Annotated in this window: 14 protein-coding genes; 6 read left to right on the plus strand and 8 right to left on the minus strand. The window is 57.7% G+C overall.

Annotated elements, in window-relative coordinates; translation table 11 throughout:
* Positions 1-34: 34 nt before the first annotated feature.
* From ABLQ08_RS21975 to ABLQ08_RS21995, 5 genes are all read left to right on the plus strand, one after another.
* A complete protein-coding gene (locus ABLQ08_RS21975; RefSeq protein ID WP_352946388.1) occupies positions 35-1,222 on the plus strand; it encodes a 2-aminoethylphosphonate--pyruvate transaminase in 1,188 nt (395 codons plus the stop codon).
* Positions 1,223-1,239: 17 nt separating this feature from the next.
* Positions 1,240-2,484, plus strand: coding sequence for a phosphonoacetate hydrolase (gene phnA, locus ABLQ08_RS21980; RefSeq protein ID WP_352946391.1), 1,245 nt, complete (start codon positions 1,240-1,242; stop codon positions 2,482-2,484).
* A gap of 1 nt (position 2,485) precedes the next feature.
* Positions 2,486-3,937, plus strand: coding sequence for a phosphonoacetaldehyde dehydrogenase (gene phnY / locus ABLQ08_RS21985; RefSeq protein ID WP_352946394.1), 1,452 nt, complete (start codon positions 2,486-2,488; stop codon positions 3,935-3,937).
* A gap of 98 nt (positions 3,938-4,035) precedes the next feature.
* On the plus strand, positions 4,036-5,388 hold the full coding sequence (gene pbfA / locus ABLQ08_RS21990; protein ID WP_352946397.1) for a (R)-1-hydroxy-2-aminoethylphosphonate ammonia-lyase: 1,353 nt from the start codon (positions 4,036-4,038) through the stop codon (positions 5,386-5,388).
* 535 nt (positions 5,389-5,923) lie between these two features.
* Complete coding sequence (locus tag ABLQ08_RS21995) at positions 5,924-7,969, plus strand: SUMF1/EgtB/PvdO family nonheme iron enzyme (protein ID WP_352946400.1); 2,046 nt, start codon at positions 5,924-5,926, stop codon at positions 7,967-7,969.
* Here the strand turns inward: ABLQ08_RS21995 and ABLQ08_RS22000 are convergent, their stop codons facing one another.
* The 8 genes from ABLQ08_RS22000 to ABLQ08_RS22035 form a co-directional block, all read right to left on the minus strand.
* Positions 7,970-8,809, minus strand: coding sequence for a DMT family transporter (locus tag ABLQ08_RS22000; protein ID WP_352946403.1), 840 nt, complete (start codon positions 8,807-8,809; stop codon positions 7,970-7,972).
* Between the two features lie 4 nt (positions 8,810-8,813).
* On the minus strand, positions 8,814-9,959 hold the full coding sequence (locus ABLQ08_RS22005) for an iron-containing alcohol dehydrogenase (protein ID WP_352946405.1): 1,146 nt from the start codon (positions 9,957-9,959) through the stop codon (positions 8,814-8,816).
* Positions 9,960-10,122: 163 nt separating this feature from the next.
* Positions 10,123-11,505, minus strand: a complete 1,383-nt coding sequence (locus ABLQ08_RS22010; protein WP_352946407.1) for an aldehyde dehydrogenase family protein — start codon at positions 11,503-11,505, stop codon at positions 10,123-10,125.
* 46 nt (positions 11,506-11,551) lie between these two features.
* On the minus strand, positions 11,552-12,913 hold the full coding sequence (locus tag ABLQ08_RS22015) for a glutamine synthetase family protein (protein WP_352946409.1): 1,362 nt from the start codon (positions 12,911-12,913) through the stop codon (positions 11,552-11,554).
* Complete coding sequence (locus ABLQ08_RS22020) at positions 12,910-13,659, minus strand: N-formylglutamate amidohydrolase (RefSeq protein WP_352946412.1); 750 nt, start codon at positions 13,657-13,659, stop codon at positions 12,910-12,912. The genes ABLQ08_RS22015 and ABLQ08_RS22020 overlap by 4 nt, the downstream gene beginning before the upstream one ends.
* Entirely contained in the window at positions 13,656-15,344 is a 1,689-nt protein-coding gene (locus ABLQ08_RS22025; RefSeq protein ID WP_352946415.1) for a Na/Pi cotransporter family protein, read from the minus strand. The genes ABLQ08_RS22020 and ABLQ08_RS22025 overlap by 4 nt, the downstream gene beginning before the upstream one ends.
* A 2-nt stretch (positions 15,345-15,346) precedes the next feature.
* Positions 15,347-16,111 carry an inositol monophosphatase family protein gene (locus tag ABLQ08_RS22030; RefSeq protein WP_352946418.1) on the minus strand — a complete coding sequence of 255 codons (765 nt, stop codon included), beginning with the start codon at positions 16,109-16,111 and terminating at the stop codon, positions 15,347-15,349.
* Positions 16,104-16,898 (minus strand): DeoR/GlpR family DNA-binding transcription regulator, encoded by a 795-nt coding sequence (locus tag ABLQ08_RS22035; protein WP_352946421.1) that lies wholly within the window; start codon positions 16,896-16,898, stop codon positions 16,104-16,106. Before ABLQ08_RS22035 ends, ABLQ08_RS22030 begins: the two co-directional genes overlap by 8 nt.
* Positions 16,899-17,212: 314 nt before the next feature.
* Here ABLQ08_RS22035 and ABLQ08_RS22040 point away from each other — a divergent pair, with 314 nt between their 5' ends.
* Positions 17,213-18,748 carry an alkaline phosphatase family protein gene (locus ABLQ08_RS22040; protein ID WP_352946424.1) on the plus strand — a complete coding sequence of 512 codons (1,536 nt, stop codon included), beginning with the start codon at positions 17,213-17,215 and terminating at the stop codon, positions 18,746-18,748.
* Positions 18,749-18,780: the final 32 nt, after the last annotated feature.

The following is an 18,780-nucleotide window of genomic DNA, read 5'->3' on the forward strand; positions in this document are numbered from 1 at the left end:
GTATTCGGGAACCACCAATCTTGGAGAGCTTCCGATGAACGCCCATAACCCACGGATTGAGCCACCGCGCCTGGGTGAACCTTATCTTCTGACGCCTGGACCGCTGACCACCTCCTATGCGGTGAAGGAGGCCATGCTCGTGGATTGGGGAAGTTGGGACGGTGACTTCCGCGCCATGACCCGCGAATTGCGCCAACGGCTGATCGATCTTCTGGGCGACGGTTCGGACGATTTCGATTGTGTGCCGATGCAGGGTTCCGGAACCTTTTCCGTTGAGGCCATGCTGGCTTCCTTCATCCCGAAGGACGGCAAGGCTTTGGTGCTGGCAAACGGTGCATACGGGCTCAGGGCTGCGCAAACGCTCGATTACCTGGGACGTGACTACCAGCTGCTCGACAAGGGCGATTATCTGCCTCCGCGTGGTTATGAGGTGGCCCAGATCCTGGCGGAAGATCCGGCGATTACCCATGTCGTGGCGATCCACTGCGAAACGTCCTCCGGCATTTTGAATCCGGTAGAGGAAATTTCGGAAGCCGTTTATGCGGCCGGACGGAAGCTGCTGGTCGACAGCATGTCAGCCTTTGGCGCCATTCCACTGGAAGTCTCCCAAATCCGCTATGAAGCCATGGTCAGTTCGGCCAACAAGTGCATCGAAGGGGTTCCGGGTTTCGGCTTCATTCTGGCGCGCAAGTCCGAGTTGGAAGCTGCCAAAGGCAACAGCCATTCTCTCAGCCTGGATGTCCATGCCCAATGGGCGCACATGAACAAGAGCGGCCAATGGCGCTTCACGCCTCCGACCCATGTCGTTGCCGCCTTCCTGGAAGCCTTGCGAGCGCATGAAGCCGAAGGTGGTGTCGCCGGGCGCGGGCGCCGCTACACCCAGAATCGGGACGTCATGGTCAAGGGCATGCGCGAGCTCGGCTTTGAAACGCTGCTCGACAATCGCTGGCTGTCACCGATCATCGTGACCTTCTTCTGCCCGGCGGATCCGAATTTCATTTTCAATCGCTTTTACGAGCTCATGAAAGACAAGGGCTTCATTATTTATCCGGGCAAGCTGACCGTGGTCGACAGTTTCCGTGTCGGCTGCATCGGTCAGATGGATGAACACGTTATGCGGCAGGTTGTTGTTGCCGCCAGAGAATCGCTGCGCGAGATGGGCGTTGCTTCCGCCACCCCTCCCCCGGCAGCTTTGGAAGAACGCGCCAAACTGGCCTCCTGAGAGTACAAGGAACAAACATGACAATTCACACGAGCGTTGAAGCAAACGAGCGCGTTTACCAGGGACCGAAAGTACCGGCCATCGCGATCTGCCTTGATGGGTGCGAACCGGAATACTTGGATGTGGCGATCGCCAAGGGCCTGATGCCAACCCTGAAGAAAATGCGCGAGGAAGGCACCGACAAGCTGGCGCATTCCGTCATTCCTTCCTTCACCAACCCCAACAACCTGTCCATCGCGACGGGCCGCCCACCGATCGTGCACGGCATCTGCGGCAACTACCTGATCGATCCGGACACGGGTGAAGAGGTGATGATGAACGACGTGCGTTTCCTGCGCGCACCGACCCTCTTTTCCAAGTTCTACGAAGCCGGTGCCCGCGTTGCAGTGGTGACCGCCAAGGACAAGCTGCGCGCACTGCTGGGTGCTGGCCTCAAATTCGATGAAGGCCGCGCCATCTGCTTCTCCTCGGAGAAGTCCGACCAGGCGACACTTGCCGAAAACGGTATCGACAATGCTTCCAAGTGGCTGGGCATGGACGTGCCGGAAGTCTACTCCGCAGAGCTTTCCGAATTCGTCTTCGCGGCGGGCGTGAAGCTCCTGAAGGAATTCAAACCGGACGTGATGTACCTGTCGACCACCGATTACATCCAGCACAAGTTCGCTCCGGATCAGCAAGGTGCGCTCGACTTCTACGCCATGTTCGACAAGTATCTGGCCCAGCTGGATGAATTGGGCGCGGCCATCGTTGTCACCGCTGACCACGGCATGAAGCCGAAACACCTGGCGGACGGTTCTCCTGCCGTTGTCTACGTTCAAGACCTCATGGACGAGTGGCTGGGCAAGGACCAGGCTCGCGTGATCCTGCCGATCACCGACCCTTACGTCGTTCACCATGGTGCCCTTGGTTCCTTCGCGACCGCTTATCTTCCGGAAGGTGCAGACCAGGCCGACATCATTGCAAAACTGCGCGCAACTGACGGCATCACGCATGTGCTGACCAAGGAAGAAGCCATCAAGGAATACGAGCTGCCGGGCGACCGGATCGGTGACCTTGTCATGGTTTCGGGCGAAAACATCTGCATTGGCACTTCCGAAGACCGTCATGATCTGGCAGCGTTGAAAGAGCCCCTGCGCAGTCATGGTGGACTGACCGAGCAGGTGGTTCCGTTCATCGTCAACCGCAAGATCGATCTGCCGGAAGCGCCGGTCCTGCGGAATTTCGATGCCTTTTATTACGCAACAAGTGCAGCGGCCCAGTGAGATGACCATCAACGTAGAAATCCGCAACGAGGGGATGCGCATTGGCGGTGAAGAGGTCTTCACCGACGATGTCGTGCCCGTGCATTACCCGTACACGAACGAAATCATCGGAACCGTTCCGGCAGGAAAGGCAGAACACGCAGCGCGCGCCTTCGAGATTGCGGCGAATTACACACCGGTTCTGACGCGCTACGAACGCCAGCAGATCCTGTTCCGCGCTGCGGAACTGATCCGTGAAAAACGCGAATGGCTGGCCAAGTGGCTGACACTGGAGCTCGGGATCTGTCATCAGCATGCGCTGTATGAGACCGGACGGGCGTATGACGTTTTCACCCTTGCCGGTCAGATGGCGATCCTGGACGATGGTCAGATCTTTTCCTGCGACCTGACACCCCAGGGCAAGGATCGCAAGATCTTTACCAAACGGGAACCGGTGCGGGCGATCTCTGCAATCACGCCGTTCAACCACCCGCTCAACATGGTTTCGCACAAGATCGCGCCGGCGATCGCCACCAACAACTGCGTGGTCTGCAAACCGACAGAGCTGACACCTCTGACCGCGATAGCACTGGCGGATATCCTTTACGAAGCAGGCCTGCCGCACGAGATGTTCCAGATCGTCACGGGATGGCCGAAGGATATCGGCGAAGAGATGATCACCAACGAGAACATCGACATCATCACGTTCACCGGCGGCGTGCCGGTGGGCAAGATGATTGCCGAAAAGGCCGGCTACAAGCGGACCGCCCTGGAGCTCGGCGGCAATGATCCGCTGATCATTCTCAATGACCTGTCGGATGCCGACCTGGAAAAGGCGGCCTCGATTGCCGTTGCAGGTGCAACAGGCAACTCCGGCCAGCGCTGCACCGCGGTCAAGCGCATTCTTGTTCAGGAAAGCGTCGCAGACCGTTTTGTTCCGCTGGTTCTGGAAAAGGCCAAGGCGATCCGGTTCGGTGATCCGATGGATTCTGAAACGCAGCTTGGATGCGTGGTTCATGCCCAGGCGGCGGAACTGTTCGAGAAGCGGGTCCTGATGGCCGCCGAAGAGGGAGCGGAAATCCTTTATCACCCGGGCCGCCAGGGTGCCTTGCTGCCGCCGATCGTTGTGGACAAGGTTCCGCATGGGTCGGAGCTGGTCATGGAAGAGACCTTTGGCCCAATCGTTCCGATCGTTCGGGTTCCGGACAATGACGAGGAAGTCATGGCGATTTCCAATTCAACGGAATTCGGTCTGAGTTCCGGTGTCTGCACAAACGACCTGAACCGCGCAATTGCCTATATCAACGGCTTGAATGTTGGCACCTGCAACATCTGGGAGCAGCCAGGCTATCGTATCGAAATGTCTCCGTTCGGCGGCATCAAGGACAGTGGCAACGCGGTGAAGGAAGGTGTTCTGGAAGCGATGAAGTTCTTCACCAATGTGAAGACCTATTCCCTGCCCTGGCCACGATAAGCCGGGGCGTTCCTCCCTGGACTGCGAGGCCCATGTGGCCTCGCCCTTTTCTGTCGATCTAGAGGCTGCACGTTCTGCGTGGCAGCGAGAGGAAAATCATGACGCAACTCGTCCATACGGAAGGTGAATCCAATACGTCCGATGCCCGCAAGGCGTGGCTGAAAAAGTCGATCGGGCCCAAGTCTGCACCTCTTCTGGAACGGGACGCGAATGCCTTCCTGCACCAATCGCTTTCCTCCCCTTGCGTCTCGACCATCGCAAAGGCTGAAGGTATCTGGATCGAGGATATGGACGGCCGGCGTTACATGGATTTCCATGGCAACTCGGTTCATCACATCGGCTATGGACACCCGCGCCTGGTTGCCGCGATCAAGGCACAGCTGGACGACCTGCCGTTTGCGCCACGGCGGTTCACCAACGACCCGGCAGTGGAACTTGCGGAAAAGCTCGGCAGCATTGCGCCGGGTGACCTGAACAAGGTGCTGTTCACCACCGGCGGGTCCGATGCAAACGAAGTGGCGCTCAAGATCGCGCGCGCGGCGACAAAGCGCTTCAAGACCATAAGTTTCTGGGATGCGTTCCACGGCGCCGGCTTCGGGGCTGCGAGCGTTGGCGGAGAAGCGACGTTCCGCAGCCACATTGCCGGGCCGCTTCTGCCGGGGACGGAGCATGTGGCCACCTATCATCCCACGCAATGCCCTTACGGACACAAGACCCTTGAGGACAGCGCGGCAGCCTGCGCCAACATGATCGAATTCGTTCTCGGCCGCGAGGGAGATGTCAGCGCGGTGATTGCCGAACCGATGCGCGCCATTCCCCTGGTGCCGCCGCCCGGTTTCTGGAAACGGGTGCGCGAGGCCTGCAACCGGCATGGTGCATTGTTGATATTCGACGAGATCCCGACAGGCCTGGGCAAGACCGGCAAGATGTTCGCGTTTGAACATGACGACGTCATCCCAGACATCGTCACCGTCGGCAAATCGCTCGGCGGCGGCATTCTGCCGATAGCTGCCTGCGTCACGCGGCAGGATCTGGATGTGTGCGGTGAATACGCCATTGGCCATTACACTCACGAGAAGAACCCCGTGACGTCCCGCGCCGCCTTGACGACACTCCAGATTATTGAAGAAGAAGGTCTCGTCGAGCGCTCGGCAGAACTTGGCGCATACGCCGTCTCACGCTTGAAAAACGAACTTCAGGATCTTCCGGCCGTTGGAGATATCCGCGGCCGTGGCCTCATGTTCGGCGTCGAGGTCATCAAAGACCAGTCTGACAACACTCCGGATGTCGACCGTGCGGAACGCATTTATTATGCCTGCCTGGAAGCGGGACTGAGTTTCAAGATCAGTCAGGGAAACGTGCTCACACTTTCTCCGCCTCTGACAATCAGCAAATCCGATCTGGATCACGCGCTTTCCATTGTGATCAGAGCAATCAAGGCGGAGGATTGATCCGCAAGGGCCGAGGCACATTGCCTCGGCTGACGGTGGCATGACCAGAGTTCCCGGAAGTATCCCGCTTGATCCGGTGTGGAGTATCGTCATTCGCCGGACCGGAAGAATGTTGTCACGGTGGGCTAGATCGGATCACCGACTATCCTTCAAGTTCGCTCTAATCGGATTGTCTGGATCATGTCGGACTTCTCAACCAGGGGCAAGCCCCGCCAACTCCAACAACCTAGACCATGCCGTCGGAGAAACTCGGGAAGCGGCTTGATTTCTTGCTCCCACACACGAATTCGTTACCAAAACCAGCAAGTGAATAGACTTAGCTAAACAACCTTATTTATATGTCGCAACCCGGTTGTTTGATATGGTGGCCGAACTGCTTTTTTGAATTTTGATTGCCATTTTCCTACCAGATCATGGTGTTCCGATCATCGGCGCGACCGCTTCGAAGACAGGCTCAACTCGAGCCCAAATCAGAAGAAATCCCAGGTCCTTTGCGACTTGACGTTTGCTGGTGATCGCAAATGGGAGCGAGATTGTGGCCAGACGTTTGTTGCACGTCGGTATGCTCGGATTTGCGACCATTTTCACCCCGGCGGCTTCAGTTCTGGCTGATGAAAACCGAAGCATGGAATGCCGGGGACCGGATGGATCGTACCAGGTACACTACGCACCTGAGGACAAGGTGCTCCAAATCGATAACCGGGAGATCGGGTTCGTACTTCCTCCCGCTGACGACCACGGCACCTACATGGTTTCGGTGGTGATTGATGCCGCCCCTGTCATTGCCCTTTTCGAACCGCAACACAGTGTCGTTTACAATTCATTCGACGGGTCGCGCATTCTGCGGGAAGACCCTTGCAGGCCGATACAATCCGCGACGCGAACCGGCGAGGAGACGCGCGGGCACTCACTCCTTGAAATTCAAGAACTGCTGAACGGTCTCGGCCTCAACACCGGTCCGGTTGATGGCGTGGAAGGACGCAGAACCCGTTCCGCCATTGCCGCTTTCCAACGGCTGATCAATGCACCGGCAACCGGAATGATGACACCGGGACAGACGAGACAACTTATCGAACTGGTCCAGAAATCCAGGGCTGAAACTGCAGACATGCAATCGAGGCACGACGCGGAAGAAACGTTGGAAGCCCCCCCTTCCGACGTGACGTTTTTCAAGGACTGTGAATACTGCCCCGAGATGGCCTCCCTACCCAACGGCCGCTTCATGATGGGAGCAACGCCCGAGGACAAACGTGTGCCTTTCGTCGAACTCAATCTGGCGAATGCATTGCCCAGGCACGAAGTTACCCTGGACTACAGCTTTGCCATCGGCCGTTTCGAGGTGAGCGTCGAGGAGTTCGACCGCTTCGTAAAAGAGACGGGTAGGGAGGTTGGTGGCAGCTGCACCGTACGGCTCATCGAGCGGGGACCATTGGCGCACAAGCACTCAGGCACCCTCCACCCCGACAGCCACAAGATCATGCATGGGCCAAACGCCGTCATCATCTCGGATGGATCTTATCGCCGGCCCGGATTGCCCGTGAACGACCGCCAGCCGGCCACGTGCATTTCGCGCGGCGAAGCGGAGGCCTATCTGCAATGGCTGAACACGAAAACCGGTCGAGCCTATCGCCTGCCAACCGAAGCCGAATGGGAGTACGCAGCCAGAGCCGGAACTGAAACGATTGCCTTCTGGGGCAACGATCTCTCAAGAGCGTGCGAATTTTCCAACTTTGCCGATCAGCATTCCGGGTACGCCGTCGGCATTGCCTCGCCATGCGCCGAAACGATCCGGCGAGAGTGGACGGCGGAAGTCGGCAGCTACAAGCCCAACCCATGGGGCTTGTACGACATGTTCGGCAACGTTCAGGAAATGACGGCGGACTGCTTTTTTACCTCTCACGCGGACTCGCCCGCAGATGGCACAGCGCGTGCCAGGTCCGGCTGCACCGTTTTCGTTGCCAGGGGTGGAGGCTACGAACTGCCCTACACATCCATGAGAGCGTCGGAACGCCTCTTCTACGGCTACGATCCGGAGGCGCCCAACGACATAAAAAGAGGCAGGTCCAACGCACTCGGTTTCAGGGTCGCGCTGTCATTGCGGCCGGAAACGACAGAGGCGACCGCCCAACCATCGCGGGACACGACGCAGCCTGCCAGTGAAATAACGGAAAGCCAGGAAGCAAGTGTCAGGAAAGTGAATACCGAAGCGGTGCAGCCAGTGCATTCCAGCGGCCATACCTGGAAAGCGCTCGGCAATTCACGTTTCGTTACGGGCGACATCGCGATGGGAGAGAACAGTTTGACCTTCGGCAACGGTACCAGATTGTCGATAAAGTTCGTGACCGAGCGCACGGGACCATGGGCAGTTCAGAAGGCTGACCTGCCCGGCAAGATCTACAAGCTCGACCCGCCGGCGAACCCGTCCCTGCTTGGCGGCTATTCGCTTTGCGATGAACCGGTCACCTATCTGGTCTTCGCGCAACCTTCCGCCGATCAGCTGATCATGCTGGCCTTCGTCGGCGACGGTATGCCTTTCACTTCCGGCTACAATCTTTGCGCCAACTACGATTTCGTGCGCTAGTCAGACGGCAAGGCTCAACGTTGTGACACCTGCGACCATCAGAATGGCCGCCGTCAACCGCCGCGCCCAGTAACCTTCCTTCAGGAACACGAAGCCGATCAGTGCCGCGAAAATGACGGATGTTTCCCTGAGCGCGGAGACGGCGCCAAGCGGCGCGAAGTTCTTGGCATAGAGAACCAGGCCGTAAGCGACCATGGACACCATTCCGCCCGCAACGCCGATGACCCAGGTCCTCGCAGGCATATGCGGTAGCACCGCGCGATATCGCATGCCCAGAAACATCACCACGAAGATGTTCAGCAAGGCTCCCCAGGCCCAGTAACTGAGAGTGTTTCCGGAAAGACGGACACCGATTCCGTCTGTGAGCGAATAGCCGGAAATGAAGATCCCGGTAGCAATCGCAAATCCTACCGCTCTCTTCTTGATGCCGGACCGCAGCACGGACCAGCTGGAAAAAATGATACCAAGGGCGATCAGGCCGATGCCAACCCAGGCCTGAAAGGGAAGATATTCGCCAACGAATAGCGCCGCCCAAAGGGAAACCAGAGCAGGCACGATGCCTCTGGCAATCGGATAGACCACGCTCAGGTCGCCGAATTTATAGCCTTGGCAGAGTGTGTAGAAATATCCGAACTGTATGACCGTCGTCAGCAGAATGTAAGGAAAACTCTCTGCCGAAGGCAACGGCAGAAGAAGAACCATCACGGTCCCGGGCAGCACGTGCCCAAGCGCGACAAGCCCAAGCGTGATCGCCCCGTCCGCAGCTGTTTTCACAATGGTGTTCCATGTGGCATGCAGCACGGCCGCCAACAGGACGATCAGGATGACGCTCAGGCTCATGTTGTCAGAGGGCGGCCTTGAACAGGTTGGTCAGATTTTCTTCGGTCAGCTCGATCGGGTTGCCACCACAGCTCGGGTCGACAAGCGCGCCCTTGACCAGTTCCGGAATGGCATCTTCCGTGACGCCGAGCTCGGAAAGACTGCTCGGAATACCAAGACTGTCATTGAATTCCTTCACGAATGCGCGGAAGCCATCAAAACCGCCTTGGATCCCAAGATAGGCCGCTGCCGTGTTGAAGCGGTCGGCAATGGCCGGTGCGTTGAAGTCAAGAACAGCCGGCATACAGACGGCATTGGTGGTGCCGTGATGCGTATTGAAAACGGCTCCGATCGGGTGGCTCATGGCATGAATTGCACCGAGCCCCTTCTGGAAGGCGGTTGCCCCCATCGCGGCGGCCGACATCATGTGAGCACGTGCCTCGATATCGCTGCCATTTTCATAAGCGCGTGGCAGGTAATCCTTGACCAGACGCATTCCCTCCAGTGCGATGCCCTGGCTCATCGGGTGATAATGCGGCGAGCTGAAAGCCTCCACGCAATGCGCGAAAGCGTCCAGCCCCGTTCCGGCCGTGATAAATCCGGGCATGCCGACAGTCAGTTCCGGATCGCAAATGACCACGGATGGCAGAACCTTCGGATGAAAGATGATTTTCTTTACGTGGGTTTCGGAGTTGGTGATGACACTTGCACGCCCGACTTCCGATCCGGTGCCGGCGGTGGTCGGCACGGCGATGATTGGCGCTATGGCGTCGGCGTCGGCGCGCGTCCACCAGTCGCCGATATCTTCGAAATCCCAGACCGGACGGGTCTGACCGGCCATGAAGGCCACCATCTTGCCGAGATCGAGACCAGACCCGCCGCCAAACGCAATCACGCCGTCATGACCACCTGCGTTATAGGCTTTGACACCGGCTTCAAGGTTCTTTTCATTCGGGTTCGGATCAACCTCGAAGAACAGTCCACGGCCCAGACCTGCTGCTTCCATGATGTCGAGCGTCGACCTGGTGATCGGCAGGTCCGCAAGCCCCTTATCGGTGACCAGAAGCGGTTTCTTCATTCCCGTCGCGGCACACGCCTCGGGCAGTTCGTTGATACGTCCTGCACCGAACTTGATTGCGGTCGGATAAGACCAGTTTCCAACAAGGCTCATCGACATGTTTCCTGTTAAAGAGGCTGACCGCGCCAGGCAACATGCCACTGCTCGCGCGCCAGCTCATTGATCGTCTGTTTTCAATTTCTCCAACAGTGCCCCGGCTGCCCCTTCCAAGGTGCAGGCTCGGGAACTGTCGGTTCACATCAGCGGATCGGCCGCGTCAGCTTGTGGCCTTCTTGAGGTGGTAGGACTTCGGGCGTGTCAGGTTGTGATAGCCGATCACCGACAATCCACCTCCGCGCCCTGTATCCTTGCATCCGGTCCAGCAAAGGCCCGGATCGAGGTAATCGGCACGGTTCATGAACACGGTTCCGGTTTCGATCCGGTCCCCTACACGAACCGCCCGATCGATGTCACGGGTCCAAAGTGACGCGGTCAGACCGAAATCGCTGTCGTTCATCAAACGGATCGCGTCCTCGTCGGAAGACACCTTCATGATGCCGACAACCGGCCCGAAACTTTCTTCCCGCATCACCCGCATGTCATGGGTAACGTTGGTCAGGATCTGCGGCGTCAGGTAGGCGCCACCATCGTCTTCTGCAAAGGTTTTGACATGCGCGACCGCACCGGCTTCGACAGCCTCGGCGATCTGAGCACGCACCTCGTCAGCAAAGCGGACATTTGCCATCGGACCAATCGTCGTTTCAGCGTCCAGAGGGTTACCGAGCTTGTAGCCGTTCACGATCGCGACCGCCTTTTCAAGGAAGGCGTCATAAAGGCTCTCATGGACGTAAATCCGCTCGATACCGCAGCAGCATTGACCCGAGTTGAACATGGCACCGTCTATCAGCGTATCGACGGCCGCATCGAGGTCCGCATCTTCCATGACGTAGCCCGGATCCTTGCCACCAAGCTCCGTGCCGACACCGGTAAAGGTTCCCGCCGCAGCCTTCTCCATGGCCTTGCCGCCGCCAACCGAACCGGTGAAATTGACGAAATCGAACGCACGTTCGCGGATCAACTCCGATGTCGTGTCATGGTCCAGATAGACATTCTGGAAAACGTCTTCCGGAACGCCGGCTGAGTGGAAGGCACTTGCCATGCGCTCACCCACCAGCAGGGTCTGGGTTGCGTGCTTCAACAGGACCGCGTTGCCTGCGATCAGCGCCGGAGCAACCGTGTTGATTGCCGTCATGTAGGGATAGTTCCAGGGTGCGACCACGAGCACGACACCGTGCGGGATGCGCTTGATGTATCGCAGGAAATTCTCGTCTTCCCCGGCCTTGATGTCGGCAAGAGCTTCTTCCGCGATTTTGGCCATGTGGCTGGCCCGCTCGTTGAAACCGCCGAACTCCCCGCCGTAGCGGACCGGACGCCCCATCATCTGCGCCAGTTCGGGCACGATCTCGTCATTCATCGCGCCGACCGCCGCAACACCTGCCATGACCAGGTCGATGCGCTCCTGCAGCGGGCGTTGGGACCAGGCAACCTGGGCCGCGCGAGCCTTTCCGGCGGCTTCAAAAGCTTCTTCGTGCGACAGGGTTTCACGTTCTGCAAACACCGACCCGTCGATCGGCGAGATACATTTCAAACTCCGGCTCATGCCGATTTCCTTCTTTTAAAAGGGTTGTGTCTGGATGTGCCTCAGATCAGGCACGTTCAAAGCCGCGCTGGATCTCGTAGTCGGTCACCGCGCGTTCAAAATCCTCAATTTCCACTCCGGCAGCCCGGGTGTAGTGGTCCACCACATCATCTCCGAAGGCGGCCCTCAACATCTCCGAGGTCCGCAACGTCTCACGCGCTTCCCGCAGTGTTCCCGGGATCATGCCCGTCTCGCCCTGATAGACATCGCCCTTTGTCGGTGGCTGAAGGTCCAGCTCTTCTTCAATACCGGCGATGCCTGCCGCCAGCATGGCCGCCATGGCAAGGTAGGGATTCATGTCAGAGCCCGGGATCCTACATTCGACACGAATGGCCTTGGTTCCGTCACCGCACAGGCGGAACCCTGCCGTCCGGTTGTCCACGGACCAGATGATCCTGGTCGGTGCAAACGTCCCCTTCATGAAGCGCTTGTAGCTGTTGATGTAAGGAGCCATGAAGTAGGTGTAATCAGGGGCGTATTTGAGCAGTCCCGCCATGTAGGACTTCATCAGCTTCGACATTCCGAGTTCATCGGCTTCATCGAAAAAGGCCGGTTTGCCGTCCTGCCACAGAGACTGGTGGACGTGGCTCGAGGATCCGACCTTGTTGTGGTTCCACTTCGGCAGGAAGGTCGCGGCATGTCCGTTCTGCCAGGCGATTTCCTTGACCGCATGTTTGGCAATCGTGTGATACGCAGCCGTATCCATGGCGTCTGCGTATTTGATGTTGAGTTCTTCCTGTCCGGTCTCGGCCTCACCCTTGGAATTCTCGACAGGAATGCCGGCGTTCCACAAATGATTGCGGATCGGACGCATCACATGCTCTTCCTTGGTGGTTTGAAGAATGTGATAGTCCTCATTGTAGCCTGAAATCGGCTCCAGATCGCGGAAACCCGACTTCCGGATTTCGTCGAAACTCTTGGCAAACAGGAAGAATTCGAGTTCCGTTGCCATTTTGGCATCAAAGCCCATCGCGTCCAGCCGTTTCACCTGCCTCTTCAGGATAGCGCGAGGCGAATGCGTGACTTCTTCATGCGTGTGGTGGTCGAGAATGTCACACAGAACCATCACCGTGCCATCAAGCCAGGGAACCGGACGCAACGTGGAAAGATCCGGTTTCATGACATAGTCGCCATATCCGCTTTCCCACGAAGTCGACGCGTAGCCGTCCGGCGTCGCCATCTCCAGGTCGGTTGCCAGCAGATAGTTGCAGCAGTGGGTTTCCTCGTAGGCACCATTGATGAAATGACCGGCGTGAAAACGCTTGCCCATCAAGCGGCCCTGCATGTCGACCAGACAAACAAGAACCGTATCCACTTCGCCTTCGGCCACTTGTGCCTTCAGGCTGTCAAAACTCAAAACATCTTTCACGAAACAGTCTCCCCATTCGTGATCTTTTCAAGGGCAGGAAGCAATAGGCTCAGCAGTTCCTGCCCGATTTCATCAATGTCTTCCGGCGTGCTCAGAAGATCGTTGCGCACCTCGATCATTACGTTCGCAAAACCCCGGTTGAGCGCATGGATCTGCAGGGAATGCGTTACGCCATCCTCGGGACCGTAGGGTTCGTTGCGGGCAACACGGCGGTGAGAAAGGGACCCGGCGTGGTCCAGCATTTCATCGACAAGCCTGCTGTCACTGTCATGCAGCAGACCGATTTCAACCGAACGCGGCTTGCCGAAATAGATCGGGGTAAAGCTGTGCACGGTGACCACCACGGTGTCTGTACCGTGGCTGTCGAGTACATTGCCGACCGCATCGCAAAACGGCTTGTAGACAGTCCTCACCCGCGCCTGGCGGTCCTCAGCTGACAGGCCTCGGTTGCCGGGCACATCAATCACCTCGGACCTTTCGGTCATGGCACCGGGAGCTTCCGGCGGCCGGTTGCAATCGTAAACAAGCCGTGAAATGCGCGAAGCGACAACCGGGGCATCCAGTGCCCTGGAGAGGAACAGCGACAGGTCGCGTGCACCCGGATCCCAGGCGGCATGGCTGACGCTGTCAGCGGCCGAAAGTCCCAGATTGTCGTATTGCGGAGGAATATGACTGGAGGCATGTTCACACAGGATGACGACACGTCCCTTGCCTTCGGCATTCAGAATCTCGACGGCTTCCGTCATACCGAACCTCCTTCTTCAGGCATGTTTTCAATCAATCGGGTCTCCAGCAGCTGTCCGTTTCCGTAGAGGATCGGATAGGCAACGGCCGCAATGTGGCTGTTGAATTCGCGCAACGCCCGGAGCGTCTCCAGGTGAATGTCGCTGGTCTCGAAACTTTCCGCATTACCGCCCTGAAGGCGTTTCAGATGCCGCTTTCGGCTTTGGCGTTCGGCACGCTTCAGTTCCGTCTTTTCAAGGCTGAGCAGGCGAGCGCTTTCCAGGTCGTCCGAAATCAAAACGTTCGAGGCGAGCTTGAGGTTGGACAGGATCGCCTCGTGCATATCCACCAGCTCCTCCCATCCGGCCTTTGAAAACTTCGCCTTTTTCTTGCGCAGCTCATTGGCAAGGACAGCCAGGCGTTTTGAAACGACATCCCCGGCCGTCTCCAGGCGAATTGCGTATTCCGCCAGATCGAGCGCCGCGCGCGTATTTTCCTTGCCGAAACTTTCCTGCGGAATGGAGGCCACGTAGGAACGAATGCCGGAAAGACACTCGTTCACATCAAGATCCATCGCCTGCAGCGATCGGATAGCTTCCTTTTCGCCGTGTTCATAGAGCGACAGCACAGGGCGGAACATGGCCTCAACAACACCAAGCATGCGCAACAATTCACGCTTCAGGCTGGTAAGCGCCTGTGCAGGGACTTCCAGGTCTGCTTCGTCGAGAACGCTGACGGGCTTGTGTGCGATGTCGACACCCTGCTTCTGATCGCCGCCTGCCTCAGGCAGGATGCGCTCCATCGGACTGGCCAGATAGTTACAGAACGGCAACGCCAGAATAAGCAGCAGAGCGTTGAAGCCCATATGGGCATAAACCAGCATCTGGCCGCCATCCGGATTTCCAACCAGCCCGGCTCTCAGGACGTTTTGCGACACGAACAGAACACAGATCGCCAATGTTCCCCTGAGAATGAGATTGGCCATCGGTATCCGGCGCGCCGGAATGGGCATGCCGCGGCTCAGCCAGACCGGAATGAATGCGCTGCCGAAATTCGCGCCAAGCACCAGCGACAGGCCGGCGGCAAACGGAATCGCCCCGATCTGCACCAGCGTGACGCACATCAGGATGGCAGCAACGCTTGAATGCATGACAAATGCCAACGCCGCACCGACGATGAAGGCGGTGATGTAATCCCGCTCAAGATAGGCTGCGATGGCGGGAAGAAAGGCGCTGTCCCGGATGGGGTCCATGGCTTCGCGTAGGAAACGCAGCGAAATCAGGATGAAGGCGACGCCCATCAATATCCGGCCGAGTTGTCGCCATTTGCGCGTTTCGGTCTTGACGAAAAGCCAACCGCCTACCGCCAGCAGCAGCGGCACGAGCCAATCCAGCTTGAAGGACAGGATCTGGATAATGAAGGCGGAGCCCAGGTCGCCGCCAAGAACGATCGCCAGTCCCATGCCGAAGCTCAGGAGACCGCCCGCCGCAAACCCGGCGGCAAGTAGCGCGACGGCGGCTGAACTCTGCAGGACAATTGCCAATCCGATTCCCATCAGACTGCCCTGCATCTGCCCGCTTTGCCCGGTCAGCAGGCGCTTGAAAGAAGCACCGTAGCTCCGCTCAATACCGGTTCGCACCATGCGCACCGCAAAGAGGAGCAGCATGGTTGCACCAAACAGGCTTATGAGGAAACTAACGATCGCCATGGTCAGCCATCCAGCAATTTCAGCATTTGAGCATGCAGTTCGGGTGTGGCGGCCGAGACCACGCATCCATCCGACTGCAACGTCAGCGCATTGCCCTGCCAATCCGTCATGATGCCGCCTGCAGCCTCGACCACCGCCGAAACCGGCAGGTAGTCATAAGGCTGCAAATCGTAATCAACCACGACATCAACGTGACCTGCTGCCAGAAGGGCATGCGGGTAACAGTCATAGGTGAAACGGCGGGTTTGCCCGGTTTTCATGAGACGATCGAACACCCCGGGCTTGTCCCGGAAGAGCTTTTCGCCCTCGTTTATAAACACGATGGCCTGATCGAGTTCCGTCTGGCCGGAAGTGTGAATAGCGTCGCCGTTGAGCGTTGCTCCCTCGCCTTTCACTCCCATGAATGTTTCATGCAAAGCGGGCATACCGATGACGCCCAGACGCGGCGTTCCTTCAACAAGGTGCCCAAGCAGGAAACCGAAGAGAGGGTGCCCCGACAGGAATGACCGGGTACCGTCGATCGGATCGATGATCCAGACGTTTTCGGCGTCCACATCCTCTATTCCGTGCTCTTCACCGAATATCCCATGGTCGGGAAACTGCTCGGCAAGATAGGCCCGGACCTTCGACTCCACGGCCTTGTCAGCTTGAGTGACCGGGCTCTCGTCTTCCTTGAATTCGATGCCGAGCCGGCCACGGAAGTATCCACGGGCCGCCTCCGCGCCGATGTTTGCCATGTGCAACGCATGCGCGCTGTAATCAGTCATTTTGGGCCTCATTCAGGTCACGCGATGCAATGTCAATTTCCACTCCGGCGCTCGCGATCCGATGCGACAGGTCCCCGGTGGGCGGCACATCCGTTACCAGGAAATCAACCTCATCCAGGGTCAGGCCCCGGTAGGGTGCACGTTTTTCAAATTTGAAATGATCAAGAGCGATCAGAACCTTGTCGCTGCATTGTCCGACAACGGTCCCGAGTTGGGCTTCACTGGCATTTACATAAAGAAACCCGTGGGAGCTGGAGAGACCGTCGGCACTCAGAAGCGCCAGATCGTAAGCAAATCCCCTCGCCTGCGCCTCCGTCAGAGAGCCAAACGTACCGCGTTCATCCTGCTGCATTTCTCCTCCGAGAAGGTGCACGCTGTTGCCATTGTGGTTCACCAGCGCCTGGGCGACACCGATCGAGTTGGTGGCAATGGTCAGGCGTGCGTATCCACGCAGTTCTTCGGCAACAAATGCGGTTGTCGTACCGACATCCAGGAACAGGCACATGCCGTCCTCGACATGTTCGGCAACCGCAACCGCAATCTTCCGCTTTTCATCTTCATGCTGGGCAATACGCCGGAAAAAACTTGGATCGCCCTGCGCACCCACGAGATAGGCCCCCCCGTGAACACGGGCCACCGCACCGCTTTTCGACAGCGCCTTGACCGCGCGCCGCACGGTTTCCTCGGAAACGTCCAGGGCTTTTGCAAGATCGGCGTTCCGGGCAGAGCCGCCGAGCCTGCGCAAAACACTCAATAACTCAAGCTCCCTATGGGAATGAGTAATCATTTAGCCAGCTCACAACATACAATCACGTTCATCATTACCTCATTAAATCCACAAAAACGCAATAATCTTTTTGCAAAAAATCACAAAACCCCTCATAAACACACAAAATGACGTAATTTCTACGATCGACATCCTGCTGGCGAAAAGGCGCATTTGAGGGTGCGTATCTGGTTCAGCGTTCGTGCAAAGTGATCGGGACGCGATCATTTTGCTCGGAAAAAGGTGTTCGATCTTGCTAGAAACACGGATGAATTTCCGCCCGACTGACTCGGAACGTTTCAGCGTGTGGAGATTGGTCCAGGAGGAAATTCAACATGCACGACAGCCGGAATGTTTTGTTCATCATCATCGATCAGCTACGCGCCGATTGCGTCTTCGGTGAGTTGGCGGAGTATGTTGACTTGCCGAACCTGCGCGCATTTGCGGACGATGCGGTCAGCTTTCATCGCCACTATTCCGTCGTGAACCCCTGCGGCCCTTCGCGCGCATCGATCCTGACCGGCCAGTATGCGATGAACCATCGTTCGGTCCGAAACGGTACGCCGCTGCGGCACGACACCCCGAACATTGCCACTGAAATGCGCAAATCCGGCTACATGCCGCTTCTGTTCGGCTACACCGACACCTCTCAGGACCCAAGAGCCTATCCGGCAAACGACCCTGCGCTGAAGTCGTACGAGTTTCCGATGAACGGCTTCCACGAAATGACAGAGATGCGGCTGGAAATGTCCTATCCGTGGCAGTCGCACCTGATCAACCGGGGTTACAAGTTCGACAAATACTGGGATGTCTACAAACCCGTCTCCCCGACGGGTGGCGCTCCCAAGCTCAACGATCCGGCGCTTTATGCGGCAGAGGACAGCGACACGGCTTTTCTGACCAACTCTTTCCTCAACACGATGCCGGCCTATCGTCAGGAAAGCTGGTTCGCGCACCTGACCTATATCCGGCCGCACCCGCCGCTGGTCGCTCCCGCGCCGTTCAACGACATGTATTCACCGGAGAAGCTTCCTCTCCCCAACAGGCTCGAGAGCAAGGAAGCTGAAAAAGCTCTGCACCGGTTCTTCGCTCCTTTGATCAGGAAGGCGAATGCAGCCAGCTTTGTTGAAGGTTTCCCGGAGCTGGAAGAAACCGACGAGAACATCAAAACGCTCCGATCCATCTATCTCGGGCTGGCGAGCGAAGTCGACCAGCATATCGGCCGCGTGCTGCAATACCTCAAGGATAGCGGGCAATACGACAATACGCTGATTGTCTTGACCGCCGACCATGGCGAAATGCTCGGTGACCGTCATAGCTGGGGCAAGATGACCGTTTACGATGCGGCCTATCACACACCTCTCATCATACGTGCGCCAGGCAAGAGCAGCCAGGCTGGACAGGTCGTTCAGGAATTCACCGAATCAATCGACCTGACGCCGACCATTCTGGACTGGGTCGGCCAGGAGATCCCCAATTCCATGGATGGCAGATCACTGTTGCCGTTTCTGGATGGGCAAACGCCTGCGAACTGGAAAACCTATGCGTTTTCCGAGCTGGATTTCGGCGACCCGATTTCGGAAACTCCGTGGCAGGAAGACCTTGGCACCACGGCCCTCGATTCGAACCTTTGCCGCATGCGTGACGAGCGCTTTACTCTCGTGGAATTTGCCGCAGATCTTCCACCGCTGCTTTTCGACCACACGAAAGGCGGAGAACTGGAAAACGTCGCGGACCATCCGGACTACCAGTCCGATCTGGCTCGCCTGACGCGCCAGATGCTGCGTCATCAGATGAAAAACCGCGATCAGACGCTGGCAATGAGCATGATTACCGAAGACGGAGCCGTGACGCGCTCGCGGCACAAGTAAGGCCACAGACCCTTCGCTCGAACACATTGTCA

Source organism: Roseibium sp. SCP14, from assembly GCF_040329475.1.
In the GTDB taxonomy this organism is placed as follows: Bacteria; Pseudomonadota; Alphaproteobacteria; order Rhizobiales; family Stappiaceae; genus Roseibium.

Bases quoted from the DNA above. Each gene is read 5' to 3' on its own strand.
- ABLQ08_RS21975 (WP_352946388.1), top strand. From the start codon at position 35: ATGAACGCCCATAACCCACGGATTGAGCCACCGCGCCTGGGTGAACCT.
- phnA (WP_352946391.1), top strand. From the start codon at position 1,240: ATGACAATTCACACGAGCGTTGAAGCAAACGAGCGCGTTTACCAGGGA.
- phnY (WP_352946394.1), top strand. From the start codon at position 2,486: ATGACCATCAACGTAGAAATCCGCAACGAGGGGATGCGCATTGGCGGT.
- pbfA (WP_352946397.1), top strand. From the start codon at position 4,036: ATGACGCAACTCGTCCATACGGAAGGTGAATCCAATACGTCCGATGCC.
- ABLQ08_RS22000 (WP_352946403.1), bottom strand. From the start codon at position 8,809: ATGAGCCTGAGCGTCATCCTGATCGTCCTGTTGGCGGCCGTGCTGCAT.
- ABLQ08_RS22005 (WP_352946405.1), bottom strand. From the start codon at position 9,959: ATGAGCCTTGTTGGAAACTGGTCTTATCCGACCGCAATCAAGTTCGGT.
- ABLQ08_RS22010 (WP_352946407.1), bottom strand. From the start codon at position 11,505: ATGAGCCGGAGTTTGAAATGTATCTCGCCGATCGACGGGTCGGTGTTT.
- ABLQ08_RS22020 (WP_352946412.1), bottom strand. From the start codon at position 13,659: ATGACGGAAGCCGTCGAGATTCTGAATGCCGAAGGCAAGGGACGTGTC.
- ABLQ08_RS22025 (WP_352946415.1), bottom strand. From the start codon at position 15,344: ATGGCGATCGTTAGTTTCCTCATAAGCCTGTTTGGTGCAACCATGCTG.
- ABLQ08_RS22030 (WP_352946418.1), bottom strand. From the start codon at position 16,111: ATGACTGATTACAGCGCGCATGCGTTGCACATGGCAAACATCGGCGCG.
- ABLQ08_RS22035 (WP_352946421.1), bottom strand. From the start codon at position 16,898: ATGATTACTCATTCCCATAGGGAGCTTGAGTTATTGAGTGTTTTGCGC.
- ABLQ08_RS22040 (WP_352946424.1), top strand. From the start codon at position 17,213: ATGCACGACAGCCGGAATGTTTTGTTCATCATCATCGATCAGCTACGC.